Annotated in this window: 25 protein-coding genes and 1 pseudogene; 6 read left to right on the top strand and 20 right to left on the bottom strand. The window is 73.1% G+C overall.

The window, feature by feature from the left end:
• The first annotated feature begins 45 nt into the window (after positions 1–45).
• A complete protein-coding gene (locus tag ACZ4TO_RS24290; protein WP_468025185.1) occupies positions 46–990 on the top strand; it encodes an FkbM family methyltransferase in 945 nt (314 codons plus the stop codon).
• Between the two features lie 8 nt (positions 991–998).
• Here the strand turns inward: ACZ4TO_RS24290 and ACZ4TO_RS24295 are convergent, their stop codons facing one another.
• The 4 genes from ACZ4TO_RS24295 to modA are packed head-to-tail and all read right to left on the bottom strand — an operon-like array spanning position 999 to position 3956.
• Positions 999–2081 (bottom strand): ABC transporter ATP-binding protein, encoded by a 1083-nt coding sequence (locus tag ACZ4TO_RS24295; RefSeq protein ID WP_468025186.1) that lies wholly within the window; start codon positions 2079–2081, stop codon positions 999–1001.
• Positions 2078–2239 (bottom strand): hypothetical protein, encoded by a 162-nt coding sequence (locus ACZ4TO_RS24300; RefSeq protein ID WP_385042717.1) that lies wholly within the window; start codon positions 2237–2239, stop codon positions 2078–2080. Before ACZ4TO_RS24300 ends, ACZ4TO_RS24295 begins: the two co-directional genes overlap by 4 nt.
• Entirely contained in the window at positions 2236–3120 is an 885-nt protein-coding gene (gene modB, locus ACZ4TO_RS24305; protein ID WP_382783591.1) for a molybdate ABC transporter permease subunit, read from the bottom strand. The genes ACZ4TO_RS24300 and modB overlap by 4 nt, the downstream gene beginning before the upstream one ends.
• Complete coding sequence (modA, locus tag ACZ4TO_RS24310) at positions 3117–3956, bottom strand: molybdate ABC transporter substrate-binding protein (protein ID WP_468025187.1); 840 nt, start codon at positions 3954–3956, stop codon at positions 3117–3119. The genes modB and modA overlap by 4 nt, the downstream gene beginning before the upstream one ends.
• Positions 3957–4176: 220 nt before the next feature.
• Here modA and ACZ4TO_RS24315 point away from each other — a divergent pair, with 220 nt between their 5' ends.
• The gene (locus tag ACZ4TO_RS24315) at positions 4177–4674 is read left to right on the top strand and encodes a molybdopterin-dependent oxidoreductase (protein ID WP_382783597.1); all 498 of its coding nucleotides are present in this window, start codon (positions 4177–4179) and stop codon (positions 4672–4674) included.
• Positions 4675–4695: 21 nt separating this feature from the next.
• Here ACZ4TO_RS24315 and ACZ4TO_RS24320 read toward each other — a convergent pair whose 3' ends face one another.
• The 5 genes from ACZ4TO_RS24320 to ACZ4TO_RS24340 form a co-directional block, all read right to left on the bottom strand.
• Entirely contained in the window at positions 4696–5091 is a 396-nt protein-coding gene (locus tag ACZ4TO_RS24320; protein ID WP_382783599.1) for a TOBE domain-containing protein, read from the bottom strand.
• A 108-nt stretch (positions 5092–5199) separates the two neighbouring features.
• Positions 5200–5790, bottom strand: a complete 591-nt coding sequence (locus tag ACZ4TO_RS24325; RefSeq protein WP_385042712.1) for a hypothetical protein — start codon at positions 5788–5790, stop codon at positions 5200–5202.
• A gap of 63 nt (positions 5791–5853) precedes the next feature.
• Complete coding sequence (locus tag ACZ4TO_RS24330) at positions 5854–7218, bottom strand: M20/M25/M40 family metallo-hydrolase (RefSeq protein ID WP_468025188.1); 1365 nt, start codon at positions 7216–7218, stop codon at positions 5854–5856.
• Positions 7215–7652, bottom strand: a complete 438-nt coding sequence (locus ACZ4TO_RS24335; RefSeq protein WP_385042710.1) for a hypothetical protein — start codon at positions 7650–7652, stop codon at positions 7215–7217. Before ACZ4TO_RS24335 ends, ACZ4TO_RS24330 begins: the two co-directional genes overlap by 4 nt.
• A complete protein-coding gene (locus ACZ4TO_RS24340) occupies positions 7649–9124 on the bottom strand; it encodes an APC family permease (RefSeq protein ID WP_468025189.1) in 1476 nt (491 codons plus the stop codon). The genes ACZ4TO_RS24335 and ACZ4TO_RS24340 overlap by 4 nt, the downstream gene beginning before the upstream one ends.
• A gap of 273 nt (positions 9125–9397) precedes the next feature.
• Here ACZ4TO_RS24340 and ACZ4TO_RS24345 point away from each other — a divergent pair, with 273 nt between their 5' ends.
• Positions 9398–10651 (top strand): threonine/serine exporter family protein, encoded by a 1254-nt coding sequence (locus ACZ4TO_RS24345; RefSeq protein WP_468025190.1) that lies wholly within the window; start codon positions 9398–9400, stop codon positions 10649–10651.
• On the opposite strand, the gene ACZ4TO_RS24350 is transcribed toward ACZ4TO_RS24345, so the two are convergent.
• On the bottom strand, positions 10623–12050 hold the full coding sequence (locus ACZ4TO_RS24350; protein WP_468025313.1) for a hypothetical protein: 1428 nt from the start codon (positions 12048–12050) through the stop codon (positions 10623–10625). The two genes, ACZ4TO_RS24345 and ACZ4TO_RS24350, sit on opposite strands and share 29 nt — an antisense overlap.
• 243 nt (positions 12051–12293) lie before the next feature.
• On the opposite strand from ACZ4TO_RS24350, the gene ACZ4TO_RS24355 reads away from it, so the two are divergent.
• Positions 12294–13574, top strand: a complete 1281-nt coding sequence (locus ACZ4TO_RS24355) for a molybdopterin-dependent oxidoreductase (RefSeq protein WP_468025191.1) — start codon at positions 12294–12296, stop codon at positions 13572–13574.
• A 397-nt stretch (positions 13575–13971) separates the two neighbouring features.
• Here ACZ4TO_RS24355 and ACZ4TO_RS24360 read toward each other — a convergent pair whose 3' ends face one another.
• The 3 genes and pseudogenes from ACZ4TO_RS24360 to ACZ4TO_RS24370 form a co-directional block, all read right to left on the bottom strand.
• Entirely contained in the window at positions 13972–14874 is a 903-nt protein-coding gene (locus ACZ4TO_RS24360) for a methyltransferase domain-containing protein (protein WP_468025192.1), read from the bottom strand.
• Between the two features lie 539 nt (positions 14875–15413).
• Positions 15414–16013 (bottom strand): annotated as a pseudogene (locus tag ACZ4TO_RS24365) (TIGR04282 family arsenosugar biosynthesis glycosyltransferase); the annotation flags it as partial.
• Positions 16010–16792: a glycosyltransferase family 2 protein gene (locus tag ACZ4TO_RS24370; RefSeq protein WP_385042699.1), complete on the bottom strand. Its 783-nt coding sequence runs from the start codon at positions 16790–16792 to the stop codon at positions 16010–16012. The gene ACZ4TO_RS24370 and the pseudogene ACZ4TO_RS24365, both read right to left, overlap by 4 nt.
• A 103-nt stretch (positions 16793–16895) precedes the next feature.
• Between ACZ4TO_RS24370 and ACZ4TO_RS24375 the strand changes: the two genes are divergently transcribed.
• Complete coding sequence (locus ACZ4TO_RS24375; protein WP_468025193.1) at positions 16896–17747, top strand: response regulator transcription factor; 852 nt, start codon at positions 16896–16898, stop codon at positions 17745–17747.
• A gap of 14 nt (positions 17748–17761) precedes the next feature.
• Positions 17762–18856, top strand: coding sequence for a sensor histidine kinase (locus ACZ4TO_RS24380; RefSeq protein WP_468025314.1), 1095 nt, complete (start codon positions 17762–17764; stop codon positions 18854–18856).
• Between the two features lie 103 nt (positions 18857–18959).
• On the opposite strand, the gene ACZ4TO_RS24385 is transcribed toward ACZ4TO_RS24380, so the two are convergent.
• From ACZ4TO_RS24385 to ACZ4TO_RS24415, 7 genes are all read right to left on the bottom strand, one after another.
• On the bottom strand, positions 18960–19952 hold the full coding sequence (locus tag ACZ4TO_RS24385; protein ID WP_468025194.1) for an NAD-dependent epimerase/dehydratase family protein: 993 nt from the start codon (positions 19950–19952) through the stop codon (positions 18960–18962).
• Between the two features lie 164 nt (positions 19953–20116).
• Positions 20117–20461 (bottom strand): hypothetical protein, encoded by a 345-nt coding sequence (locus tag ACZ4TO_RS24390; RefSeq protein WP_382784258.1) that lies wholly within the window; start codon positions 20459–20461, stop codon positions 20117–20119.
• Between the two features lie 331 nt (positions 20462–20792).
• On the bottom strand, positions 20793–21137 hold the full coding sequence (locus tag ACZ4TO_RS24395; protein WP_382783632.1) for a MerR family transcriptional regulator: 345 nt from the start codon (positions 21135–21137) through the stop codon (positions 20793–20795).
• A gap of 514 nt (positions 21138–21651) precedes the next feature.
• The gene (locus ACZ4TO_RS24400) at positions 21652–21966 is read right to left on the bottom strand and encodes an SCO5918 family protein (RefSeq protein WP_382783635.1); all 315 of its coding nucleotides are present in this window, start codon (positions 21964–21966) and stop codon (positions 21652–21654) included.
• Positions 21967–22033: 67 nt separating this feature from the next.
• Positions 22034–22339 (bottom strand): CBS domain-containing protein, encoded by a 306-nt coding sequence (locus tag ACZ4TO_RS24405; RefSeq protein ID WP_382783638.1) that lies wholly within the window; start codon positions 22337–22339, stop codon positions 22034–22036.
• Positions 22340–22394: 55 nt separating this feature from the next.
• Positions 22395–23909, bottom strand: coding sequence for a DEAD/DEAH box helicase (locus ACZ4TO_RS24410; RefSeq protein ID WP_385042692.1), 1515 nt, complete (start codon positions 23907–23909; stop codon positions 22395–22397).
• A gap of 614 nt (positions 23910–24523) precedes the next feature.
• The gene (locus ACZ4TO_RS24415) at positions 24524–24727 is read right to left on the bottom strand and encodes a cold-shock protein (protein WP_103550103.1); all 204 of its coding nucleotides are present in this window, start codon (positions 24725–24727) and stop codon (positions 24524–24526) included.
• Positions 24728–24987 lie beyond the last annotated feature (260 nt).

Genomic DNA, 24987 nt, shown 5'->3' on the forward strand with positions numbered 1-24987 from the left:
CCAACTGCCGGTGGACGCGCGGGGATGTCTGACAGGGTGTGGTCCATGGCGACCCTTCACAGAAAGCTGCTAGGTCTGCTTCCCCGGATCGGGGTGCAGGTGCTGGACCTCGGATCGGGAGCCGCGGTGGTCTACCGGCGCGGTGTGCGCAGACGCGTCGCCCTGGGCAAGGGCGCCGATCTGGTGCTGCGGGGGCGGACGGCGGCCTGGAAGCAGGTCCCGCTCGGGGACACCGGCGCCCGTCTCCTGCTCGACGAGAAGGAGACGGCGGCCGACGAGCGCAAGTTCCAGCTCTCGGCCGCGTCCTATCTGTGCGGGCAGCACGTCACCGCCCTGCTGGACCGGTACGAGGTGAACTGCGTCTTCGACGTCGGCGCCAACTCCGGTCAGTACGGCCGCCAGTTGCGCCGCCTCGGCTACACCGGCCGGATCGTCTCCTTCGAGCCGACAGCGGAGGCCTTCGAGAAGCTCCGGCAGGCCGCCGAGGGCGACCCCGACTGGCGGGTGCACCGGATCGGGCTCGGACGGGAGGACACCACCCAGTCCATCCACGTGGGCTGGAACACCATGAACTCCCTTCTCCCGCCCAGCGATTACGGCAAGGACCGCTACAAGCGATTCGCCAAGACCCGTACGGAGGAGATCGAGGTCCGCCGTCTCGACGGGATGATGGACGCGGCCCTCGCCGGGATCGACGACCCCCGCCCCTATCTGAAGATGGACACCCAGGGCTACGACCTGGAGGTGTTCGCGGGCGCCGGGGATCGCGCGGCGGAGTTCGTGGGCATGCAGTCGGAGGTCGCCACGCTGCGGCTGTACGAGGGCAGCCCCCGCATGGGCGAGGCCATCGCCGTGTACGAGGAGCGCGGCTTCGAGATCACCGGCATGTACCCGGTGTCGCGGGAGGAGGCGACCGGCCGGGTGGTGGAGTTCGACTGCGTGATGGTCCGCGCGACGGCGGTCCCGGCGGAGACGCAGACAGGGGCGTAGACGAGGGTCTACGCCGGATAGGCGTGCGTCTGGGCCGCCTTCACCGTGGCCCAGACGGGCGCGCCGGGATGCAGGCCGAGTTCCGCCGCGGCGACCGTCGTCAGGTCGGCGGCGAGCGGGAGCTCGCCGGTGAGGTCCACGCGGATCTGGTCGCCGTGCGTCTCCAGACCCGCGACACGGCACTGCCACAGGTTGCGGGCGCTGGAGCCGGTGGGGCGGTCGCGGTGGAGGGTCACGGCGCCCGGCGGGAACGCCACGAAGACGGGTCCGTCGAGCCGCTCGGTCGTGGTGATCGCCGGGCCCGCCTCCAGCCGTACGGTGTGGCCCTCGGCCGCGCCCCGGTAGAGGTTGAGCCCGACCAACTGGGCGATGTAGTCGGTGCGCGGTCTGCGGGCGATGTCCGAGGGGCCGCCTTCCTGGACCACCCGGCCGTCCTCGACGACCACGAGCCGGTCGGCGAGCACCATCGCGTCGAGCGGATCGTGCGTCACGAGGACGGCGACCGCCTCGAAGTCGGCCAGATGGTGCCGGAGCTGGGCCCGCACGTCCAGCCGCGTACGGGCGTCGAGCGCGGCGAGCGGTTCGTCGAGCAGCAGCAGCCGGGGGCGGGTGGCGAGGGCGCGGGCGACGGCGACCCGTTGTGCCTGTCCGCCGGAGAGCCGGCGCGGCTTGGTCCCGGCGAACGCGGCGAGGCCCATGCGCTCCAGCCACGCGGCGGCCTGGGCGCGGGCCTCCGCCTTGGGCACGCCCTGGCAGCGCGGTCCGAAGGCGACGTTGTCGAGCGCGGACAGATGCGGGAAGAGGAGGTAGTCCTGGAAGACGACGCCGACGGGGCGCAACTCCGGCGGCGTACGGTCCAGACGGGCGCCGTCCAGCAGCAGCCGGCCGCCCTCGGACAGCGGGGTGAGCCCGGCCAGGGCGCGCAGCGCGGTCGTCTTGCCCGCGCCGTTCGGGCCGAGCAGCGCGACGACGTCCCCGGGGGCGGCGGACAGCGCCACGTCGAGGTGGAACGAGCCGCGCCGGACGACGAGGCGGGCGTCGAGGCCCGGGCCGGACGGGGCGTCCTTCGCCACCGGGTTCGCCTCGGTCATGACGCGATCACCCCACCCTCGTGCGGACGCCGGGTACGGTCCTCGTACCCGTCCCCGGTGTCGTCCTCGTACCCGTGCCAGGCGTCGTCCTCGTACCCGTGCCAGGCGTCGTCCTGCGTGCCCGTGTCCGTCGTCCGGCTCGTCCTCGTGTCCGTCATGAGGCCGCCGTCATCCAGCGGTCCCGGAGTCCGGCGAGCACCGCGACCGACACCAGCAGCAGGACGAGACTCAGGGCGATCGCCGCGTCGGGGTCGCTCTGGAGGGCCAGATAGACGGCCAGCGGCATGGTCTGGGTGCGGCCCGGGAAGTTGCCCGCGAAGGTGATCGTCGCGCCGAACTCGCCGAGGGCTCGGGCCCAGGCCAGGACGGAACCGGCGGCGATGCCCGGCGCGATGAGGGGCAGGGTGACCCGGCGGAACGCGGTGAAGCGGGAGGCGCCGAGGGTCATGGCGGCCTCCTCGTAGCGCGGGTCGGCCGCCCGCAGGGTGCCTTCCACGCTGATCACCAAGAAGGGCATCGCCACGAAGGCCTCGGCGACGACGACCCCGGCCGTCGTGAAGGGCAGCGTGATCCCGAACCACGAGTCGAGCAGTCTGCCGACGACGCCGTTGCGGCCGAGGGCCAGCAGCAGCGCGACACCGCCGACCACCGGAGGCAGGACGAGGGGCAGGGTGACCAGGGCCCGGACGAGTCCGCGGCCCGGGAACTCCGTACGGGCCAGCAGCCAGGCGAGGGGCACCCCGAGCACCAGGCTCACCGCGGTGGCCGCCGTGGCCGAGAACAGGGAGAGCTGGAGGGCCTGCCACACCTCGGGCTTGGCCAGTTGCTCCGGCAGGCTGCGCCAGGGCGCCCGTACGAGCAGCGCGATCAGCGGGAGGAGCAGGAACGCGAGCCCGACGAGGGCCGGGAGCAGCAGGGGGAGCGGCACCTTGCCCCGCACCCGGCCCGGCGTCCGGACGCGCCCGCGCCGCGGTCCACCGGCGAGGGTGTCGGCGGCCGGGGCGCCGGACGCGGCGGGCGGGGTCAGGGGATCACTCATGGCTTCAGGAAGCCGGCCTCCGTCAGTGCCTTCTGGCCCTCGGGGGACCGCACCAGCTCGATGAACGCCTTGGCCGCGGCGCCGTTGGGCGCGTCCTTGAGCAGGGCGATCGGGTAGTCGTTGATGGCGTCGGCGGACTCGGGGAACTCCACGCCCTCCACCTTGTCACCCGCCGCCTTCACGTCGGTCTTGTACACGACCGCCGCGTCGGCCTCCTTCAGCTCCACCTTGGTCAGGGCGCTCTTGACGTCCTGCTCGTAGGAGACGGGGGTGAGCTTCAGCTTGCTCGCGTCCAGCGCCTTCTGGGCGGCGGCCCCGCACGGCACGGTCTTGTCGCACAGGACGACCTTGAGGCCGGACTTGGTGAGGTCCTTCAGGGAGGCGATCTTGTCCGGGTTGCCGGGCAGGGTCGCGATCTCGAGCTGGTTGCGCACGAAGGTCTCGGGGGTGGTGGCCGCGTCGCCCTTGTCGGTCACGATGGCCATCGTCTTGGGGCTGGCCGCGGCGAAGACGTCCGCGGGCGCGCCGCCCGTGATGCTCGCGGCGAGGCTGTCGCTGCCGCCGAAGCTGAAGGTGACCTTGGTGCCCGGGTGGGCCTTCTCGAACTGCTGGCCCAGGGCCGTGAAGCTCTCCTTGAGGGAGGCGGCGGCGAACACGGTCACCGTGCCGGAGAGCTTCGGCGAGGAGGACGCCGACGTCGACCCCTTCGCCTTCTCCGGCGAGTCGGACGAGTCGGAGGAGGAGCAGGCGCTCAGGGCCAGCAGCGCGGCGGCACCGATGCCGGCCGCCTGAAGGGTCCGGGTGGTGCGGCGGGTCCGGCGCGCGGATCGGGTCATCACGGATCTACTCCCTCGAAGACTCGGAGGCCCGCTGAGACCTCCGTCGTGATCCTCAGTCCTGAGCTCACGTTCTGCCATGGCCTGATCATACTTCCGCATATGCAAGCTGTACGTCTCCTGTCGCATCGCATGAGCTGTGCCCACGGGCTTCGGATGTACGCATGTGCGTTTGCCTCGGGTTGCGTGCGGGGTACGGTCCACCGGGAGGTGCTGTCCAGTGAGCCAGTCCCTTGCACAGCCGACGCCGCCGGCTCCCCCGCTCGCGGAACTCGCTCTGAGCGGTGACCTCGCCCGGCCCGCCCTGCTGACCGTGCCCGACCTGCTCGCCTGGCCCCAGCACCGTGCGCGCGTCGCCTTCGAGTGCGCCACGAGCGGTGTGCGCCACCACGGATTCGAGGGCCCGCTGCTGCACGACGTGCTGCGGGACGCCGGTCCCCGCTTCGATCCGTCCCGTCGCAAGGACCGGCTGCGCTTCCTCATCGCGGTGGCGGGCGCGGACGGCCATCACGCCCTGCTCACCTGGGCCGAGATCGACCCCGACTTCGCCGACGCCCCGGTGCTGCTCGCGGTGGGCATCGACGGCACGCCGCTGGACCGGGCGGGACCGCAACTGGTCCTGCCGCAGGACCGGTGCGGGGCCCGGCACATCAGCGGCATCAACAGCATCCGGGTGGACGGCCGTTATCCGTCCTGGACCGCCGGGGTCCCCGGCTGAGCGTTCGCGCCCGGCGGCCGGTCAGGAGCGATCGATGTGCACGTTGGTCGACTTGACCCTGGCCGTGGCCTCCACGCCGACCTCCAGGCCGAGTTCCTCGACGGCCTCCCGGGTCAGCAGGGAGACCAGCCGGTGCGGTCCCGCCTGGATCTCCACCTGGGCGGCGACGTCGCCGAGCTTGACGGCGGTGACGATGCCGGGGAAGGCGTTGCGCACGGACGTGTGGGACGTGATGCCCTCCTCGCCACCGGTTCCGGCCAGTTCCACCGAGAACGCGGCGAGGTCGCGGCCCTCGATGAGGCGCCGTCCGCTCTCGTCCCGATGGGTGGCCACCCGCCCGGCGTCCGCCCAGCGGCGGGCGGTGTCGGGGCTCACTCCGAGGAGCCGGGCGGCCTGGCCGATGGTGTAGGACTGCATGGCCGCGACGATAGGCAGGTGCTTCTCACCCCTGCAAGCCGGACCCCGGGCGCGGCGCGAGTCGCCCCCGGGGCGCGGCGAGGGGTTCTCGCCCGGTCCGCCGCGGTGTCAGAGGGGCGACGCCGACTCCGCGTACTCCACCCGGATGTGTCGCGCCCAGAACGGACCGAGATCCTTCTTGAGGACGAGATCGGCCTTGGCCGGGTCGTCGACGCCGAAGAACACGAAGCCACTGGGGTCCGGGCCCACCTCCCGCAGGTCGAACTCGCCGTCCCAGCGGTCCATCCGGTCGCCGGTGCTGTCGACCAGTGCTTCGAGCCGGCGCGCGGTGACGTCGGTGTCGTGCAACCGCAGCCGTGTCCCCTTCTCCGCATGGGCGCAGACGTCCGCGTCGAACGCCTTGGAGGGGATGCGGTACACGTCCGCCGTCCTCGGGTCGTCGTCGGCGGACAGACCGGTGAAGACACTCGCGTAGCGTGTCTCGCCCCTCTTCTGGACGTAGCGCAGCACCCGGTCCAGCGAGGTCTCCGGGTCGGGCGGGCCGGCCGTCGGCCGGGTGCCGACGCACACGGTCACGCGCTCCGCGGTCCGGCTCTCGTCGCCTCCCGCACCGGCGCTCGACCCCTGGACCGCGACGAGCGCCGCGGCACTCACGGCCACGACGCCGGCCGTCTCCCTGATCCTGCTCCGCCTGTTCATCGAGCCCTCCCCGTCCCCTGCACCGTAGCGTCGGTACGGGGACGCGCGGGCGGGCGGATACGTTCAGCGGCCGCGGCCCCCGGTGGTCGCGTAGGCGCGGAGGAAGAGGGCCTCGACATGGGCCATGTGCTCGATCTCGGACGGGTCGACGCTCTCGTCGGGCGCGTGGATGAGGCACTTGGGTTCCTCCACGCCCATGAGGATGATCTCGGCGCGGGGGTAGGTCTCGGCGAGGACGTTGCACAGCGGGATGGAGCCGCCCTGGCCGAGGAACGCCATGGGCCTGCCGTAGACCTCGTTCATGGCGCGGCCGAGCGCCGCGTAGGCGGGGCCGTCGGTGGCCGCCCGGAAGGGGGCGCCGGTGCTCTCGTCCTCGACGCCCACCCGGACTCCCCAGGGCGCGGCCTCGGTGAGATGCCGGGTGAGGGCCGCGCGGGCCGTCGCCGGGTCCGTGCCGGGCGGGATCCGCAGGCTCACGCGGGCCCGCGCGCTCGGCGGCACGGCGGCGGCCGAGCCGACCACGGGCGGGCAGTCGACGCCGAGGACGGTGACGGCGGGGCGGGCCCACAGCCGGTCGGCGACCGTGCCGGTCCCGGTGAGGCGGACGCCGTCCAGCACGCCGGCGTCGGCGCGGAACTGCTCCTCGTCGTAGCCGACGCCCTCCCAGACGCCCTCGCAGTCGAGTCCGTCGACGCGGGTGGCGCCGGTGGCCGGGTCGCGCAGCGTGGAGAGCATCTGGATGAGGGCGGCGAGCGCGTCCGGGGCGGGGCCGCCGAACATGCCCGAGTGGATCTCTCCGGCCAGGGTGTCGACGGTGACGACGACGTTGGCGAGGCCGCGCAGGGTGACGGTGGCGGTGCCCGTGCCGACCTCCGCGTTGCCGGTGTCGCACACGAGCAGCGCGTCGGCGAGGAACTGCTCCGGGTGCTCGGCCACGTAGCTCTCCAGGCCGCCCGTGCCCTGCTCCTCCGACCCCTCGGCGACGAACTTCAGGCCGACGGGGATGTCGTCGCCGAGCGCGCGCAGGGCGGTCAGGTGCATCACGATGTTGCCCTTGCAGTCCGCGGTGCCGCGCCCGTACCAGCGGCCGTCGCGTTCGGTGAGGGCGAAGGGCGGGGTGGTCCAGGCGGCGTCGTCCAGCGGCGGCTGCACGTCGTAGTGGCAGTACAGCAGGACGGTGGGGGCGCCGGGCGGTGGCGGGCGATGGCCGATGACCGCGTGGCTGCCGTCGGGCGTCTCGGCGAGATGCACGTCGTGCAGCCCCGCCTCGGTGAAGGCGTCGGCCACCCACTGCGCGGCCCTGCGGCATTCCTCGGGCGGGTACTGGCGCGGGTCGGCGACGGAGGGGATGGCGACCAGCTCGGCCAGGTCGGTCCTGGCCCGGCCCATCAACCCGGCGATCGTCTCGGCGAGTTCGGACACGGTCACCGCCTCACCGTGTCGTCGGTCTTCAGGTCGTCGAGCCTGTCCTGGATCTTGTCCAGCTTCTCCGGGCAGTAGATCTCGATGATCGTGGCCTCCGCCCGCAGTGCCTTGCCGTCACCGATGACGGGCCGCTGCCCGACGAACGCGGCGCCGTTGGACACGTTGATCTTCCACAGCGCCGACTTGAGGGCGCTGGCCGGATCGTCGCAGACCAGGCCGCCGTCCGTGCCCAGGAGGCTCGCGATCAACTCGGTGTCGGGGCGCGGCAGTCCGGCCTCCACCGCGGCGTCGGCGAGCTGGTTGGCCTTGCTCACGGCCTTGTTGTTCGTCGTGATCGCCGAGTAGCGCACGAGGCCGGCCACGACGAGACCGAGCAGCACGACGATCGCGCCGTAGTAGAGCCACTTGTGCTCGGATGCGAACCGGGTGGGACTCATGCCCCCGCCTCCTCCTCGCGCGCGGCCTCCGTCTGCCAGCTCGGCTTGCGGAACCTCAGGAACGCCCAGGGGATCAGCAGACCGAGGACGCCCAGGCCGCAGCCGATGATGACGACGTACACCAGGACGCTGTTGCTGCCGAACTGCGAGGGCGGCACGAAACCGATGACCATGGCGGCGGCGGAGGCCAGGAAGCCGACGACGCACACCAGGGTCAGCGCCGGGACGCGGTAGCCGCGTGGGTGGTCGGGCTGGTTCTTCCGCAGCCGGATCGCCGCGACGAACATCAGCAGGTAGACGATGAGGTACACCTGCGTGGTGATCGTCGAGAAGATCCAGTACACGTTGGAGACGTTCGGGATGAACGCGTAGCCCAGCGCGATCACCGTCGTCACGACGCCCTGGGTCACCAGGATGTTCTGCTGGATGCCGAAGCGGTTCAGCTGCTGGAGGTACGGCGGCAGATAGCCCTCGCTGCGGGAGATCTCCAGCAGGCCTTTGGAGGGTCCGGCGAGCCAGGTCAGCATGCCGGCCAGGGACGCGGAGATCAGCATGACCGCCGCGATCGGGGTCATCCAGCCGATGTCGAAGTACGAGAAGAACGCGTCGAAGGCCTGCATCACACCGGCGGTGAGGCTGGTCTGGTCGGCGGGCACCACCCAGCTGATCGCCAGTGCGGGCAGGATGAAGATCAGCAGCACCAGGCCCATCGCCAGGAACATCGACTTCGGGTATTCCTTCGCCGGGTCCTTCAGCGACGACACGTGGACGGCGTTCATCTCCATGCCGGAGTACGAGAGGAAGTTGTTGACGATCAGGACGAGGCTGGCCAGTCCCGTCCAGGCCGGCAGCAGATGGCTGGCCGTCATGGGCGCGGCCGAGGGGTTGCCCTGGGCCAGGAAGACCATGCCGAGCACGACGAGGATCGTGCCGGGCACCAGGGTGCCGATGACCAGACCCCAACTGGACAGTCCCGCGAGGGCCTTGGTGCCGCGCGAGGAGACCCAGACGCCGGTCCAGTACAGGACCACGATGACGATCGCGGTGTAGAGACCGCTGGAGGCCAGGGCGGGATCGATGATGTACGCGATGGTGCTCGCCACGAAGGCCAGCAGGCTCGGGTAGTAGAAGATCGTCATCGCGAACTGGCACCACACGGCGAGGAATCCGAGCGGCTTGGACAGGCCCTCGCTCACCCAGCGGTAGACGCCGCCGTTCCAGCCCGAGGCCAGCTCCGCCGAGACCAGGGCGGTCGGCAGCAGGAACACGATCGCCGGGACCAGGTAGAGGAACACGCAGGCCAGGCCGTACACCGCCATCGTGGGGGCGGCCCGCAGGCTCGCGACCGAGGCGGTCGTCATGAGGGCCAGGGTCAGCCAGGTGAGTCTCGGCGCCGCCGGGACCGCGGCCCGGGCGGTCCGCGCACCCGCACTCGGCCGTGGTGCGTCCGCCGGCATGTCCATCGAGCTCATCGGACGCCTCCCTGTTCCCGAGTCGAAAGCGATGACGCCAGCCTCCGCGCGAGTGACGGCCACCGCGCGCCGAGTGGCCCGTCCGGGTGAGCAACGCCCCCGGTGGACGGGAGCGGTTCACCACGCTGTGGCGGTCGTGCCGTCGGACGGGCGGCCTTCTCACTCGTTCGGGTCGCCTCGCTGGCCGGGGCGGACGGAGGGTCCGCAGGCTGGACGCGGGTCCGCGCGCGCATCCCGGCGCGTGGCGGGCCGGACGTCGAGGGGAGGCGGCCGATGAGACCGGACACGGAGGCCGCCCCGGACGACGTCGCCGCGTTCCTGGCCCGGCTGACCGGGCTGCTGCTGCGATCCAGCGGCGAGGGCGCCGCCGTCGTCGAGCGCACCGTCCGGCACACCGCCCGCGCGCTGGGCGCCGACGCCTCCGTCCTTCTCGTGCCGGACGGCGCGGCACTGACCGTCAGCACCCGCGGCGACTCCCGCACGGTGACCCTGCGCGGCTTCCCCGAGGTCTTCCGGCTCGATCAGGTCGTGGCGCTGAAGCCGCTCGTCCAGGACGTCGTCGCCGGACGGATCGGTGCGGCCGAGGCGGACCGCAGGCTGGCCGCGATCGAGTCGTCCGAGCCGCCCTACCCGTGGTGGCTCAAGCTGCTCGGCATCGTCCTGTTCACGCTGGGCTTCGCCCCGTTGATGCAGTCCACGTGGTACGAGGTCGGCGCCACCGCGGTCCTCGGCACCGTCGCCGCCGCGCTGGCCGTCACCGCGGACCGGATCCCCCGGTTCGCCACGGTGCTCCCGCTGGTCGTCTCGACCACCGTCTCCGTGATCACCGTCGAGGTGTTCGCCCGCGACGTCTCGCACGGCGGGCCGGTCCTGCTGATGCTGCCCGCGCTCTTCTTCTTCGTCCCCGGCGACTACCTGAGCGCGGCCGCGGCCGAACTCGCCGCCGGATACATCACCACCGGCGCGATCCGGCTCGTCTACGCGGCGTTCCTCCTCGTCCAGCTCTATGTCGGCGTCCTGCTGGGCCTGTTCCTCACCGGCACCTCCACCCGCGCCCTCTTCGACCTCGCCGCCGCCTCCGATCTGCCGCGCTGGGCCCTCTTCCTGAGCTGGATCGTCTTCACGGTCGGCACCGTGCTCGCCTTCGCCGTCCCCTTCCGGCTGCTGGGGCCCCTGCTCGTGCTGGTGTACCTCACCGTGGCCGTGCAGTCCCTGGCCACCAAGGCGATCGGCGAGACGGGCGGGACGTTCGTCGCGGCCGCCGTCCTGTCCGCCGTCGCCACCCGGCTGACCCTGCGCCCGCACCAGCCGCCCCGGCTCGTGCTGGTCCTGCCCGGCTTCTTCACCCTCACCGTCGGCTCCCTCGGCATGCGCGGGCTGACCACCCTGGCTGGCGGCTACGCCGTCGAGGGCTTCCGCGACCTGCTGAAACTCGTCACGATCGTCACGGCCATCGCCGTCGGCCTGGTCTTCGGAGCGGCGCTCGCGCAGCCGAGGGTCACCAGCCCGTCAGCAGAAGGTGGTTGAGGAGCAGCGCCAGTACGGCCTGCGCGGCGAGCCAGGCACGGGGCCGGGGGAGGAACGCGCCCGCCGGGAGCAGCCACAGCGCGAACGGCAGCCAGATGCGCTCCGTCTCCGCCTTGCTCATGCCGGAGAGATCGGCGACGAGGAGGGCCAGCAGCGCCGCGACGACGAGGACGGCGAGCCGCGCCGGTTCCCCGGCGGCCGGGCCCGGCGGCGCGGGCGCGGGAGGCGGGCCGGCCGGCGCCGGGGCCGGCCGGGTCCGTACCGTCGCGACCGCGATCCGTCCGGCCGCCGCCCCGGCCCTGCGCAGTCCCGCAGCGGTCGCCGGTCCCGTGATCAGCACCGTGCAGGCGAGATTCGCCCAGACCCAGTAGCCGTACGGCCGGATGCCGCCCGCCCCCTCGTAGTAGCGGGTGACCAGCAGGCGGTAGGCCTCCCACCAGTCGAAGCCGAGCAGGGTGAACACCAGGGGTACGACGGTGAGTCCGGCCAGCACGTACGGGAGCGGACGGAGCCGGGAACGGCGCCCGAGCAGCAGGACGGCGCCCGCGATCACCGAGATCAGCGTCAGGCCGTACGAGAGATACGCGGTGAGGCCGAACAGGAGACCGGAGGCGAGGCCGGCCGTCCGCGGCCGGTGTCCGGTGACCGCGAGGGCCAGCAGGGCCAGGGCCCAGGCGGCGACGGCCGCGAAGTAGCCGTCGGCGGAGGTGCCCATCCACACGGCCGCCGGGGCGAGGGAGAGGAAGGGCGCGGCACGGCGGGCGAGTGCCTCACCGGCCAGCGCCCGCACGGCGACGAGCACCGCCACCCCGGCCGTCGCGCCGACGACGACGCACCAGACGCCGGCCCAGGCCCCGCCGCCCAGACCGGCCCGGTCGAGGAGGACGAAGGTGAGGGTGGCGGCCGGCGGATGCCCGGCGACGTGCGGGGGCCAGTGGTCGGGGGAGTGCAGCAGGATGTGGTGGGTGAAGTCCCGCAAGGCGGCCGGGATGTCGTGGAAGCGGTCGACCGGGGAGATGACCTGGAGGTATTCGTACCGCGTGGTGAGACGACCGGCCACGCCCCGCTGCCAGCCGTCGATCAGCGCGAGCGAGAACGTCCACGCCGTCGTCGTGCCCCACACGGCCGGCAGCAGCCCCCGCCAGGGCAGCCGGGCGGCGAGGACGGGTCCGTACGCCACGACCGCGACGGCCACGGCGATCGCGGCCGCGGTGCCGGGTCCGGCGTGCGGCCCCCAGCGCCCGAGCAGCGGAGCCGCGCTCACGAACAGGGTGCCGTAGCGGTGCTCGATGACGTGACCGACGACGGCCGCCGTCAGCACGAGCAGCCCGGCGGCCAGGGCGGCGGCCAGGTCGCGCCGGGTGTCGCGGGGCCGGTCGCCCAGCAGCGTCCGGGACAGCCAGGGGGACCGGGCCCGGTCCCGGGCCCGCGCCAGGACGTCGGAGGGTGGGGGAGGAGCCCCGGGGAGGTCTTCGGGGCGGGAGCGCGGCAGATCGCGCGGCAGATCGCGGGGGAGGTCGCGGTTCACTCCTCGCACGTTAGGCCGGGAGGTGCCCGCGACAGCGGCCACTGAGGTGGACGTCAGAGTTTCGTCATGGTTTGAGAACCCGTTCGGGGGGTGCCCGCGGCCTACGGTCGGGGCATGCCACGGTCTCCCTCGTCCCCCGCGTTCTGGCGCAGCCCGCTGCGCGGCCCCTGGTTCACCTCGGTGCTCGGCGTGGTGCTCCTCGCCGGCATCACAGTGCTGTTCGTGACCGGGCTCCTGTCGTACGCGGCCTACAACCCGAACCTCTCGCCCGTGAACGACAAGACCCCCGACAAGGGGATCCTCGGCTTCTACCTCTTCTCCTGGCCGACCGGTCCGGTCTGGCTGTACCGCCTCACCCAGGGCGTCCACGTCACGCTCGGCCTCGCGCTGATCCCCGTCCTGCTGGCCAAGCTGTGGTCGGTCGTGCCGAAACTGTTCGAGCTGCCCCCGGCCCGCTCGCTCGCCCACGCCCTGGAACGGCTCTCGCTGCTGCTTCTGGTCGGGGGCGCGCTCTTCGAGTTCACCACCGGCGTGCTGAACATCCAGCTCGACTACGTCTTCCCCGGCTCCTTCTACACGCTGCACTTCTACGGGGCCTGGGTGTTCATCGCGGCGTTCGTCGCGCACGCGGTCCTGCGGGTGCCGGCGGCGTTCCGCAACCTGCGCCGGATGCGTCACCCGGACGAGCCGGAGGCGGCGGGTCCACCCGCCGGACCAGGTGAACCGGCGCGGCCCGAGGACACGTTGGTGTCCCCGGACCCGCTGCCGCCCACCGTCTCGCGGCGCGGGGCCCTCGGGTTCGTCGGGGGCGGATCGCTGCTGCTGGCCGCCACCTCGGCGGGCCACAGCTTCGACGGGCCGCTGCGCGAGACGGCACTGCTGACCCCGCACGGAGGCGCCGAACCGGGCTCGGGGCCGGGCGGCTTCCAGATCAACAAGACGGCCGCCTCACGGGGCATCACCGCCACCGAGACGAGCGACGAGGCCTGGCGCCTGGTCGTCACGGGGAACGGACGGACGGTCCGGCTGAGCCGTGCCGACCTTCTCCGGCTCCCCCTGCACAGCGCCGCGCTGCCCATCGCCTGCGTGGAGGGCTGGTCGACGTCCGACCAGTGGTGGCGGGGGGTGCGGCTGCGTGACCTGGCGGGGCTCGTCGGCTACGAGACGGAGGCGGCCCCCGACGTGCTCGTGGAGTCGTTGCAGCGGCACGGCGCGTTCCGGGTGGCCGCGCTGCGGGACAACCAGGTGCGCGACCCGCGTTCCCTGCTCGCGCTGTTCGTCAACGGCGAGGACCTGACCCCCGATCACGGCTACCCGGCGCGGGTCATCGTCCCGGCCGCGCCCGGTGTGCTCAACACCAAGTGGGTGGCCCGTATGACGTTCGGAGACCTGTGATGCGAAGCCCTGGAGCGCGACGCCCTGGACCGCGAGGATCCGGACCGGGAGGATCCGCGCCACGACGACCGGCCGCGGGTTCGCGCCGGGTCCGTGATCTGATCGGCAGCCCCTTCCAACTGCTGCTTCTCGCCTGCGCGTTCGCCCTCGCCGCCTACGCCGGGCTGCGGCTGCTCTCGGCCGACTGGTCCCGGGTGGCGCTCTGGTTCGTGGGCGCCGCCGTGCTGCACGACCTCGTGCTCGTACCGCTGTACGCCGGTGCGGACCGGGCCGTCGCGACGACGCTGGACGCGAGCGGCCACCGGGACCGGACGATGTACGTCCGGGTTCCGGCGGCTCTCTCCGCTCTCCTGCTGCTCGTGTGGTTCCCGCTGATCAGCGGGCAGGTCGCCGACCGCTACCGCTCGGCGACCGCCCTCCCGGCCGACGGGTTCCTCGCCCGCTGGCTGCTGATCACGGCGGCGCTGTTCGCCGGGTCCGCGCTGCTGCTGGTCCTGCGGTCCCTCCGGGCCCCGGGCCGCGGCCCGTTGCGCAGGGCCACGAAGGAGCGTCCGCCCGCCGACCACTGAGCGTCGGCGCGCCAGCCGGCGCGCTCCGCGTGCCGGAGCAGGGCGGGGGTGCCGAGCCGGGCCCAGGGGAAGGCGGTCCGGTCCCCGGACGCGTCCTGGGCCTCGCCCGCGTCCCCGCCCCCGGCCGCACCGGCCGCGGGGTCGGTGCGGTCGCCGGGGTGGGCGTGGTCGCCGGGGTGGGCGTGGTCGGGGTCGCCGGGATGCGCGGCGCGGACGATACGGACGTCCACGCGTTCGTCGATGTCCGCGCCCGGCACGGTCTCGGCGATCAGCAGGCCGCCCGGGGCGAGGAGTTCGGCCGTGCGGCGCAGGAGGGCGGCCGGGTCGCCGCCGATGCCGATGTTGCCGTCGACGAGGAGGGCGGTGCCCCAGCGGCCCTCGCCGGGCAACGGCTCGAAGACCGACCGGTGCAGCGCGCGTCCGCCGAGCCGCAGCGTGCGGGCCACGGCCGCCTCGCTGACGTCGATGCCGAGCGAGGGCCGGCCGCGTGCCGCGAGTTCCGCGACCAGGCGTCCGGGCCCGCATCCCACGTCGAGGACGGGACCCTCGCAGTAGGCGAGCACCTGGAGGTCCACCGCGTCGGCGCGGGCGCACCAGCGCTCCACCTCCAGGGGGAGGAGCCAGCCGTCCGTCCGGCGCAGGAACAGCGGACCCCGGCCGGCGCCCAGCGCCTCCGCGTAGGGATCGGCGGCCCAGGACCGCGCGGCCCGCCCGGACGGACCACCACCCACAGAACCAGAACCTCGGCTCCCGCCGCCGGCCGCTCGGCTCCTGCCGCCGCCCGCGCCTCCACTGCCGCCGTCGGCGCTGCCGCTCCAGTTCCCGGCTCCGCTCCGGCCGCCGCTGTCGACGGCGCTCCGGCCGCCGGTACCTTCGCTCCCGCCGACGCTTCTGCTCCTGCTGCCGCCATCGCTTGTGTCGTCGCCAACGCCCGCGCCTCCGGCCCGGCTTCCGGTCCTCGCCTCGCCCGCTTCCGAGGCCCTTCCCGTCTCCGTCCTCGGTCCTGGTTCCGTCCCCGGTCCTGTCCCGGGGCCCGGTACCGTCCCCGGGCCCGCTTCCGGGCCCGTCTTCGTGCTGGTCCGTGGGCCGCTCATCGGTCGGCACCTCGTTGCCTGGCCACCGTGCCGAGGTCCCGGCCCGTTCGGATGTCGGCCGGGGCATCGGCGGGCCGTCCGGCTCTGAGCCCGGCGACGAAGCCCGAGGCCGTGGCGGTCGCCTCGCTCCCGGGGGGCGGGGGAACGTGTCCCGCGCCTGGGGCGACCAGTACCCCGAGCCGGTCCAGCTCCGCCGCGAAGGCGCCTCCGGGCGCGGCCGCCGCGACCGCCGTCGCGTCCGCGGCCGTGTCGACGTCCCGCAGCCGGGGAAGGTCCCGCACCCGCAGCCCGGCCCCGACCAGCCGCCGCCGCTGCACGGCACCCGTCGTGCTCGTCGACATCGGTACGCCCCGCAGGAGCTCCGGGTCGGGCTCGGCGAGCCCCAGCGCCCAGAAGCCGCCGTCCTCGGCCGGCCCGAAGTACGCGTCGCAGTCCGCGAAGTCCACCGTGAGGAGGGCGGGCGTCACCTGGGGCGTGTCCATGCCGATGAGCAGCGCGGGTCCGTCGCAGCCGGCGAACGCCGCGGCCAGCCGCTCGTCCAGACCGCCCGCGCACTGTCGTACGACGTCGAAGCCGGCCGGAAGCCAGGGGCCGGGCGCTCCGTCGAGCACGAGGACCCGGCGCCGCGCCGGTGTCGCCGCCACCGCGCGCAGGGTGTCCACGAGTGCCGCTTGGGCCAGTGCCGCGGCCTCCTCGGGGGTGAACGGCGGGGTGAGCCTGGTCTTGACCCGTCCGGGACGCGGTTCCTTGGCGATGACGAGCAGAGTGACGCTCACTGGGCGGTTCCTCCTCGGGACGGTGCGGGGTCGGCGGCCGGTGACGGAGCCGGGACCTGGACTCCGGTCCGGGCGGGCACCGGGGCGGGCGTGGGCGGTTCGGCGAGGACGCGCCGCATGTCCCGTACCGCCTGCCAGGTACCGCGCCAGGTGCCGGTGACCTTGGAGACGCCGGTACGCGCCAGATACGGCACGTCGTGCTCGGCCACGCGCCAGCCGGCGTCGGCGGCGCGCACCACCATCTGGAGCGGATAGCCGCTGCGCCGGTCGGTGAGCCCGAGGCCGAGCAGCGCCTCGCGGCGGGCCGCGCGGAGCGGGCCGAGGTCGTGCAGGCGCAGGCCGGTGCGGCGCCGGAGCATCCGGGCCAGCGCGATGTTGCCCGCGCGGGCGTGCGCGGGCCAGGCTCCGCGCTCCGTCGGCCGGCGCCGCCCGAGCACGAGGTCGGACTCCCCGGCCCGCACCTCGGCGACGAACGGCAGGAGCAGGGCCGGGTCGAGGGAACCGTCGCAGTCGCAGAAACACACGATGGCGGCGGTGGCGGCGGTCAGCCCGGCGTGGCAGGCGGCACCGAACCCGCGGCGCTCCTCGCGCACGACGGTGGCGCCCAGCGCGCGGGCCAGTTCCGCGGAGCCGTCCGTGGAGCCGTTGTCCACGACCAGCGCGCGCCAGCCGGGCGGGATCCGGGAGAGCACCCAGGGCAGGGCGCCGGCCTCGTTCAGACAGGGAAGGACCAGGTCGACGTCCGGGTCCGGTACGGGAAGGGTTGTCACGGCCTTCACCTTACGAACGCGAAAGGGATATAGCGGACTTCATGTCCTTACGAAACTCGGACGTCGGAGTGGAGGAGCCGCACCGGACCGGTCCGGGTGGGACGCTGGATCCATGGATCGACCGCCCGAATCCCCAGGTCCCGCACCGACGCCGAGCACGGCCACCGTTCCGGACCGGCCCGAGGACGCCCCGTCCACCCGTGTGCTCGTCGTGGACGACGATCCGACCGTCGCCGAGGTCGTCTCCGGGTACCTCGAACGCGCCGGGTACCGCGTGGACCGGGCGGCGGACGGCATCGCCGCGCTCGCCCGTGCGGCCGCGCACCGGCCCGACCTGGTGGTGCTCGACCTGATGCTGCCGGGCATGGACGGCCTGGAGGTGTGCCGCCGGCTGCGTGCCCAGGGGCCCGTGCCGGTCATCATGCTCACCGCGCGCGGCGACGAGGACGACCGGATCCTCGGCCTGGAGGTCGGCGCCGACGACTACGTCACCAAGCCCTTCAGCCCCCGGGAACTGGTCCTGCGGGTCGAGTCCGTGCTCCGCAGGACCCGGCCGGTGGCCGCCGCCCGCCCGCTGCACGCGGCCGGGCTCGCCGTCGACCCGTCGGCCCGCCGCGCCACCAAGAACGGCACCGAACTCGCGCTCACCCTGCGCGAGTTCGACCTCCTCGCCTTCTTCCTGCGCCACCCCGGCCGCGCGTACGCGCGTGAGGACCTGATGCGCGAGGTGTGGGGCTGGGACTTCGGCGACCTCTCGACGGTCACCGTCCACGTACGCCGACTGCGCGGCAAGGTCGAGGACGATCCCGCCCGGCCCCGCCTGATCCAGACGGTGTGGGGCGTGGGCTACCGCTTCGACGAGGCGGGATCGGACACCACGGGATCGGACGTCACGGGATCGGAGGGCGGGTCCGCCGGGCCCGGACGGGGACATCCCGCGACCGTGAGGGAGAGCGGCTCGTGAACGACATAGCGGTCATGGCTCTGTACGCCTTCCTGGGCGCCGCCGCGGCGGGCCTCCTGGGCGCGGGCGCCCTCCGGATCCTCCGGCACCGTTCGCTCACCGCGTCCCTCGCCGTCATAGTCGCCGTCGCGGTGTGCGCGATGCTCGCGGGAACCCTGGCGGTGGCGTGGGCGATGTTCCTGTCGCCGCACGACCTGAGCGTGGTCACCACGGTGGTCGCCATGGCGGCCGTCGTCTCCCTGGTCACCGCGCTGCTGCTGGGCCGCTGGGTCGTGGCCCGCAGCAGGGCGCTGACCCTCGCCGCCCGGTCCTTCGGCGACGGCGGCGCCTTCGCGGCTCCCACCGGCCGGACGACCGCCGAACTCTCCGCGCTCAGCCGCGAACTGGCGGACACCAGCCGCAGGCTGGCCGAGTCCCGTGACCGCGAGCGGGCCCTGGAGACCTCGCGCCGCGAACTCGTCGCCTGGATCTCGCACGACCTGCGCACCCCGCTCGCCGGTCTGCGCGCGATGTCGGAGGCCCTGGAGGACGGGGTGGCGGCGGACCCGAACCGCTATCTGCGCCAGATGCGCACCGAGGTGGAACGCCTCAACGACATGGTCGGAGACCTCTTCGAACTCTCCCGGATCCACGCCGGCGCGCTCGTCCTCTCCCCCTCCCGCGTCTCGGTGTACGACCTCGTGGGCGATGCCCTCGCGGGCGCGGACCCGCTGGCCCGCGAGCACGGTGTGCGGCTGGTCGGCAGCCGGATCGAGCAGGTGCCGGTCGAGGTGGACGGCAAGGAGATGAGCCGGGTCCTCGGCAACCTTCTCGTCAACGCGATCCGCCGCACGCCCGCCGACGGAACGGTCGCGGTGGCCGCCGAACGCTCGGCCGCGGGCGTGGTCCTGTCCGTCACCGACGGCTGCGGGGGCATCCCGGAGGAGGACATCCCGCGGGTCTTCGACACCGGCTGGCGCGGCACCCATGCCCGTACGCCGCCCGCCGGGGCGGGTCTCGGGCTCGCGATCGTCCGCGGCATCGTGGAGGCGCACCGGGGCATGGCCGCCGTCCACAACGTCCCCGGCGGCTGCCGTTTCGAGGTCACCTTGCCGATGGCGGGGGTGTGAGCACCGCCCCCGCGGCCCCACTCCCCGCCCCGCCCCGCGCCCTGGTCCCCGTGTCGTTCCCGGCCCTGGTCCCCGTGGCGCTCCCCGCCCGGCTCCGTCCCGCTCACCCGCCCAGCGGCGCGGTCGCGAACTCCTTCATCCCCTCGGCGAATCCGGTCTCCGCGTTCCACCCCAGCTCCGCCCGCAGCCGGGCCGAGTCCGCGGTGATGTGCCGTACGTCGCCCAGCCGGTACTCCCCGGTCACGACCGGCTCGGGGCCCCCGTACGCGTCCGCCAGCGCCCGGGCCATCTCGCCGACCGTACGGGGATCGCCGCTGCCGGTGTTGTAGACGGCGAGCGCCCCGTCCGGCGAACCCGCCTCAAGAGCGGCCACGTTGGCGGCGGCCACGTCGGTCACGTGGACGAAGTCGCGCCGCTGTCCGCCGTCCTCGAAGACGCGCGGGGCCTCACCGCGGGCGAGCGCGGAACGGAAGAAGGACGCGACGCCCGCGTACGGGGTGTCGCGGGGCATCCCGGGGCCGTAGACGTTGTGATAGCGCAGTGACACCGCGGTGCCGGCGGTGGAGCGGGCCCACGCCGCCGCGAGGTGTTCCTGGGCGAGCTTGGTCGTCGCGTACACGTTGCGCGGATCGAGCGGAGCGTCCTCACCCACCAGACCGGGCGCCAACTCCGCGCCGCAGAGCGGGCATACGGGCTCGAAGCGGCCCGCGTCCAGATCGGCGACGGCCCGCGGCCCGGGCCGGACCACACCGTGCCGTCCGCAGACGTAGCGCCCCTCCCCGTACACGACCATCGAACCGGCGAGCACGAGCCGCCGTACCCCCGCGTCGGCCATCCCGGTTAGCAGCACGGCCGTGCCGAGGTCGTTGCGCGACACATAGTCGACCGCGTCGGCGAACCCGGCGCCCAGACCCACCATCGCTGCCTGGTGGCACACGGCGTCGACGCCGGACAGCGCTTGCGCGACGGCCGCCGCGTCCCGCACGTCCTGTCCCTCCCGCAGGTCGAACACGACCGCCTCGTGGCCTCGCGCCCGCAGGGCCGCGACGACATGACGTCCGATGAACCCGGCACCGCCGGTGACCAGTACACGCATGGAAGGCACGCTAGGACCGACTGCGGGTCCGGCGGCAGCACCACGCCCGCCACGTCACCGGACCGTAAGACCCGGGGCAGCACCGGAGTCGGAAGAACAGGGCAGCACCGGCCGGGTGACCGGGGGCGGGAGACGGAGGGGGTGAACCGGGGGCGAGCGCGTGCTCACATGCGCAGCAGCCGCTGGGTCATCTCGCGGTACTGCCGCAGCGCGTGCCGCAGTTCCTCGCCCTGGGTCTCCGGGTCCTGGCCGTGCCAGCCCTCGTGAAGGGCGCGCCGTCGTTCGGTGAGAGCGCTCATGAGCTGCGCCGCGGCCTCGTCGAACGCGGTCTCGGCCTCTTCCAGCGCCTCCAGCGGGCTGTGCGCGAACGTGTTGAGGGCGTGGTTGAGACGCCCGGTGAGCTCGGCCCGCTCGTCCGCCCCGAGCAGCGGCTCCGGGCCCGGCACGCGCCGCCCGGCCGAACCGGGCTGCTTGTCCGCGGGCTGCTGGGCGCGTGACTGGTCGTACATCATCGTGTGCCGCTTCCTGTGCGTCGTACCGGCCGGGCGCGCAGGGCGATCCGGTGGCGACGACCGGTGGTGTCGACCGGCGGTGCCGATCGGGCGGGGCGCTCCGGAAGGGCGTCACCGTGCTGATCACGGCCGCCACGGTCACCGGAGGAATGGGCAGTACGCCGTCTGTCAGTCAACGCTGGGCGACCCGCCGTGTCAACGCGATCCCCGACCGGGTCGCGAACACGCCACCCCCGCGGGCCGATCGGCGATCGGGGTGACGGACGGGGGACGGTCCGGCGCCGCGGGTCCGGGCGCGGGCGGCACCTCTGCTCCGGGCGGGGCGCGGTCAGCCCGCGTCGGCTCCGTCCGGTGCGGCCTGCGCGGCACGCCGGTACTCGGCGTTGATGCGCTGGGCTTCTTCGAGCTGGTCCTCGAGGATGACGATGCGGCAAGCGGCCTCGATCGGGGTCCCCCGGTCGACGAGTTCCCGCGCGCGGGCGGCGATCCTCAGCTGGTAGCGGGAGTAGCGGCGGTGGCCGCCCTCCGAGCGGAGCGGAGTGATCAGACGGGCCTCACCGATGGCCCGGAGGAAACCGGGCGTCGTGCCGAGCATCTCGGCGGCCCTGCCCATCGTGTACGCGGGATAGTCGTCGTCGTCGAGACGACCACTGAGTGGAGTGTCCGCTGTCATTTCACCTCGTTGTGGCACGCGTCGAGGGGCCCCGATGCCGTACGGCACCAGGGCCCCGAGGGAATTGAACACCATCTGCCGGCTCTATCGCGGAGCCGACCGTCTGTTTCCGCTACCGGGCCCGGGTGACGGGCGGGTGAGCGGGGATCGCGTACGCGTGACCTGGAACCACCTTCCATTCCGGGCTCTTGCCTCACCCCGACCGTGATGCGTCGCGGGTGGGGCGATCCTGATGGCGTCTGCTTCCTCGGTCCTTCCTCTGGATCGAACGCTTGCCGGGCCGGTGTCGATGCGTGCCGGAACGGCGATGTCTACGGAAGAAACCCTAACGACGCAAATCGTCGATGTCTACCGTGACAAAGTGAGATTTTGAGTGTTCGAGGCCTGCGAATTCTGCGGCACGCAGCGATGAGGGGCGCGGCGTGCGGCACGCGGCGAAGGGAACGCGACGACGAGGGCCCCGCCGACCTGTGTCGACGGGGCCCTCATGGTGTCCTGACGTACGCGGACGTCCTCAGTGTCCGAGCGGCGCGGGGCCGCCCAGCAGGGACGAGGCGTTCTGCAGCGGGGTGAGCGCGCGCGGGGGCGCGGCCGGCTCGGGGGTGCGGCAGGTGAAGCCGAGCCGGGCCATGGCCCGGGTCACCTCCCCGCCCGTGAAGTCGCGGCGGTCCTGGCGGGTGATGATCTCGCCGACCTGCTTGACGGGATAGTGGCAGCGGCCGATGATCACGGACTCACCCGTGATCGGCTCGGGCTTGATCCCCTTCATCGACTCCAGGACTCCACTCTTGGTGAGGTCGAAGGGGAAGCGGGCGATGACACAGCGCATGGAGCCTCACAAGTGACGGGAGAGTGCCGGTCGGGGCCGGGTCGAACGGGAGGGGACGGCTGGGCGCTCAGCCGGCGAGGGCGAGGGCGCCCGGGGTGGCGTGGCGGAGGCCGAGGACGTCCCGCAGGCGGACGCGGTCCGTGTACGCGGAGCCGTCGCGCACGACGGCGAGCTGGGCCTTCGTCACGGAGTCCGTGTGCTGGTCGTCCTCGTCGCACACGAGGAGGCACCCGACGCGGGCGCTCTCCATCACGGCCAGGGCCACCTCGACCGTCATGTCGCCCCCCACCCGCGGCCCGGAGGTGTCCCCCGGGTCGGCGAGGAAGGCCGGTGTGGAGCCCACGAAACACTGCTGCGTCTGAACGAGCGTCAAAGGGTGCCTCCTGCGGATGGGTGTGGTGCGGAGCGCTGCCGCCGTCGGGTCCGGATTACTGCTGGGTGGAGCGGCGTGCGGTGGAACCGGTGGACCGGCCCTGCCCGGAGCGGCCGCGCCGGGCCCGGGAGGCGGCGGAGGCGCCGCGGCGAGGACGCTCGGTCACCGGCGCGCGGATGACGACCGGCACGCCCGAGGGGGCCTGGGCGCCGGTGATGCGGTTCAGCTCTTCCTCACCCGAACGCACCTGACTCGTCTGCGGGTTGATGCCCGCGGCGGCCATCAGACGGCTCATGTCCCGGCGCTGGTTGGGCGTCACCAGGGTCACGACGCTGCCGGACTCGCCCGCACGGGCCGTACGGCCGCCGCGGTGCAGATAGTCCTTGGGGTCGCTCGGCGGATCGACGTTGACCACGAGATCGAGCTGGTCGACGTGGATGCCGCGGGCCGCGACGTTGGTCGCGACCAGGACCGTCACATGCCCGGTCTTGAACTGGTCCAGGGTCCGCGTGCGCTGCGGCTGGGACTTGCCGCCGTGCAGGGACGCGGCGCGCACCCCGCTGTTCAGCAGGTGCTCGGTCAGCCGGTCCACCGCGTGCTTGGTGTCGAGGAACATGATCACCCGGCCGTCGCGGGCCGCGATCTCGGTGGTCGTGCGGTGCTTGTCCGCGGCGTGCACGTGGAGCACGTGGTGCTCCATCGTCGTGACCGCGCCCGCGGACGGGTCCACGGAGTGGACCACCGGGTCGCTCAGGTAGCGGCGGACCAGCAGATCGACGTTGCGGTCCAGGGTGGCGGAGAACAGCATCCGCTGCCCCTCCGGACGCACCTGGTCGAGCAGTGCCGTGACCTGCGGCATGAAGCCCATGTCGGCCATCTGGTCGGCCTCGTCGAGGACGGTGATGGCGACCTGGTCCAGCCGGCAGTCGCCCCGCTCGATGAGGTCCTTGAGCCGTCCCGGAGTCGCGACGACGACTTCCACCCCGCCGCGCAGCGCGCCGGCCTGTCGGCCGATCGACATGCCGCCGACCACGGTGGTCAGCCGCAGCCGCAGGGAGCGGGCGTACGGGGTGAGCGCGTCGGTGACCTGCTGGGCCAGTTCCCGGGTCGGCACGAGGATCAGGGCGAGCGGCTGCCGGGGCTCGGCGCGCCGGCCGGCGGTACGGGCCAGCAGTGCGAGGCCGAAGGCCAGGGTCTTGCCCGAACCGGTGCGGCCCCGGCCCAGCACGTCACGGCCCGCCAGGGTGTTCGGCAGGGTCGCCGCCTGGATCGGGAAGGGGACGGACACGCCTTCGTGGCCGAGCGCCGCCAGCAACGGGGCCGGCAGGTCGAGATCGGCGAACGCCTCCACGGCCGGCAGAGCGGGGGTGGTCGTCACCGGAAGTGCGAACTCGCCCTGCGGTGAGAGCTGTTGGCGTCCGTAGCCCTTCGAGCGGCTGGGTGCGCCGGACCGGCCGGGAGCGCCGGACCGGCCGGCGGAACCGGCCCCGAAGCGGCCGCCGCTCTTGCGGATGCCGGCGCCTTCCGTGCGGGTGCGGCTGAAGCGATCGTTCGTGCGTGTGCGGTTCATGCGGAACCTTCCTTGACCGGGGCGCGTATCAAGGAATTCCCGCAGCGAATGAGCAGCGCAGAGAATTGCGAGAACGAGCCGAGCGGAATTTCGTACCGAATGCGATCGGTGCGGAACTCTCGCGGGATGTGATGCCTGGGAAGCGCGCCATCCCGTAATGCGGGGGAATGGCGGGTGGTGCGGAAAATGGATCGTGCGCGGACCCGGGACGGGCGTCCGAGCGGGAACGGTGCGTACGGTCCGTGGGTGGTGCGTGGAACGCGGTGACCCGGATCGGACCGGCGGGCCTCAGGAGCGGATCACGGGCGGATCAGGCGTGGGCCGGACGGTCGACCGGGCGGTGGGCGGGGCGTGGATCTCGGGCGTCGGCGGCAGGAGGCCGGGGGACGCTGCGGAAAGATCAGCCGGAAGCCGGAAGCCGGAAGCCGGAAGCCGGAAGCCGGAAGCCGGAAGCCGGAAGCCGGAAGCCGGAAGCCGGAAGCCGGAGCCCCGGTCGGGGGTCGAACGCGCCGGGGTCCGCCCCGACGGGCAGGCCCCGGCTCGCGCCGAAAAACGCCGCGAGCTGGGGCCCGCACCCCAAGGTGCGGGCCCCAGCTACGCCGTACGTGCGGGTGTCAGGCGGAAACGATGTTCTCCGCCGTCGGGCCCTTCTGGCCCTGAGCGATGTCGAAGGACACCTTCTGGCCTTCCTGGAGCTCACGGAAGCCGGAGCTGGCGATGTTCGAGTAGTGGGCGAAGACGTCGGCGCCGCCGCCGTCCTGCTCGATGAAGCCGAAGCCCTTTTCCGCGTTGAACCACTTCACGGTGCCAGTAGCCATGTCAATTCTCCTTCGGGACGGTGCTGGGGATCCACACTGTGCGGAGCCCGCGTCGCCGTGATGATTGCCCCGCCGGAAAACGACCGGAGATACAAAAGAACTCCACCCGGTAAGAACAGGGTGGATGCTCGCAAGTTTTGGGAACCACAACTGCAACTGCTATCGACAGTAGCATGGCGCCGCCGATTCCGTGCGGCTGAAAATCTCGGCCCGCCTGTCGATCAAGAAATTCTCATCGCGCCCGACGCCCGTTTCTCATG

The sequence above is a fragment of the Streptomyces sp. NPDC028298 genome, assembly GCF_055565895.1.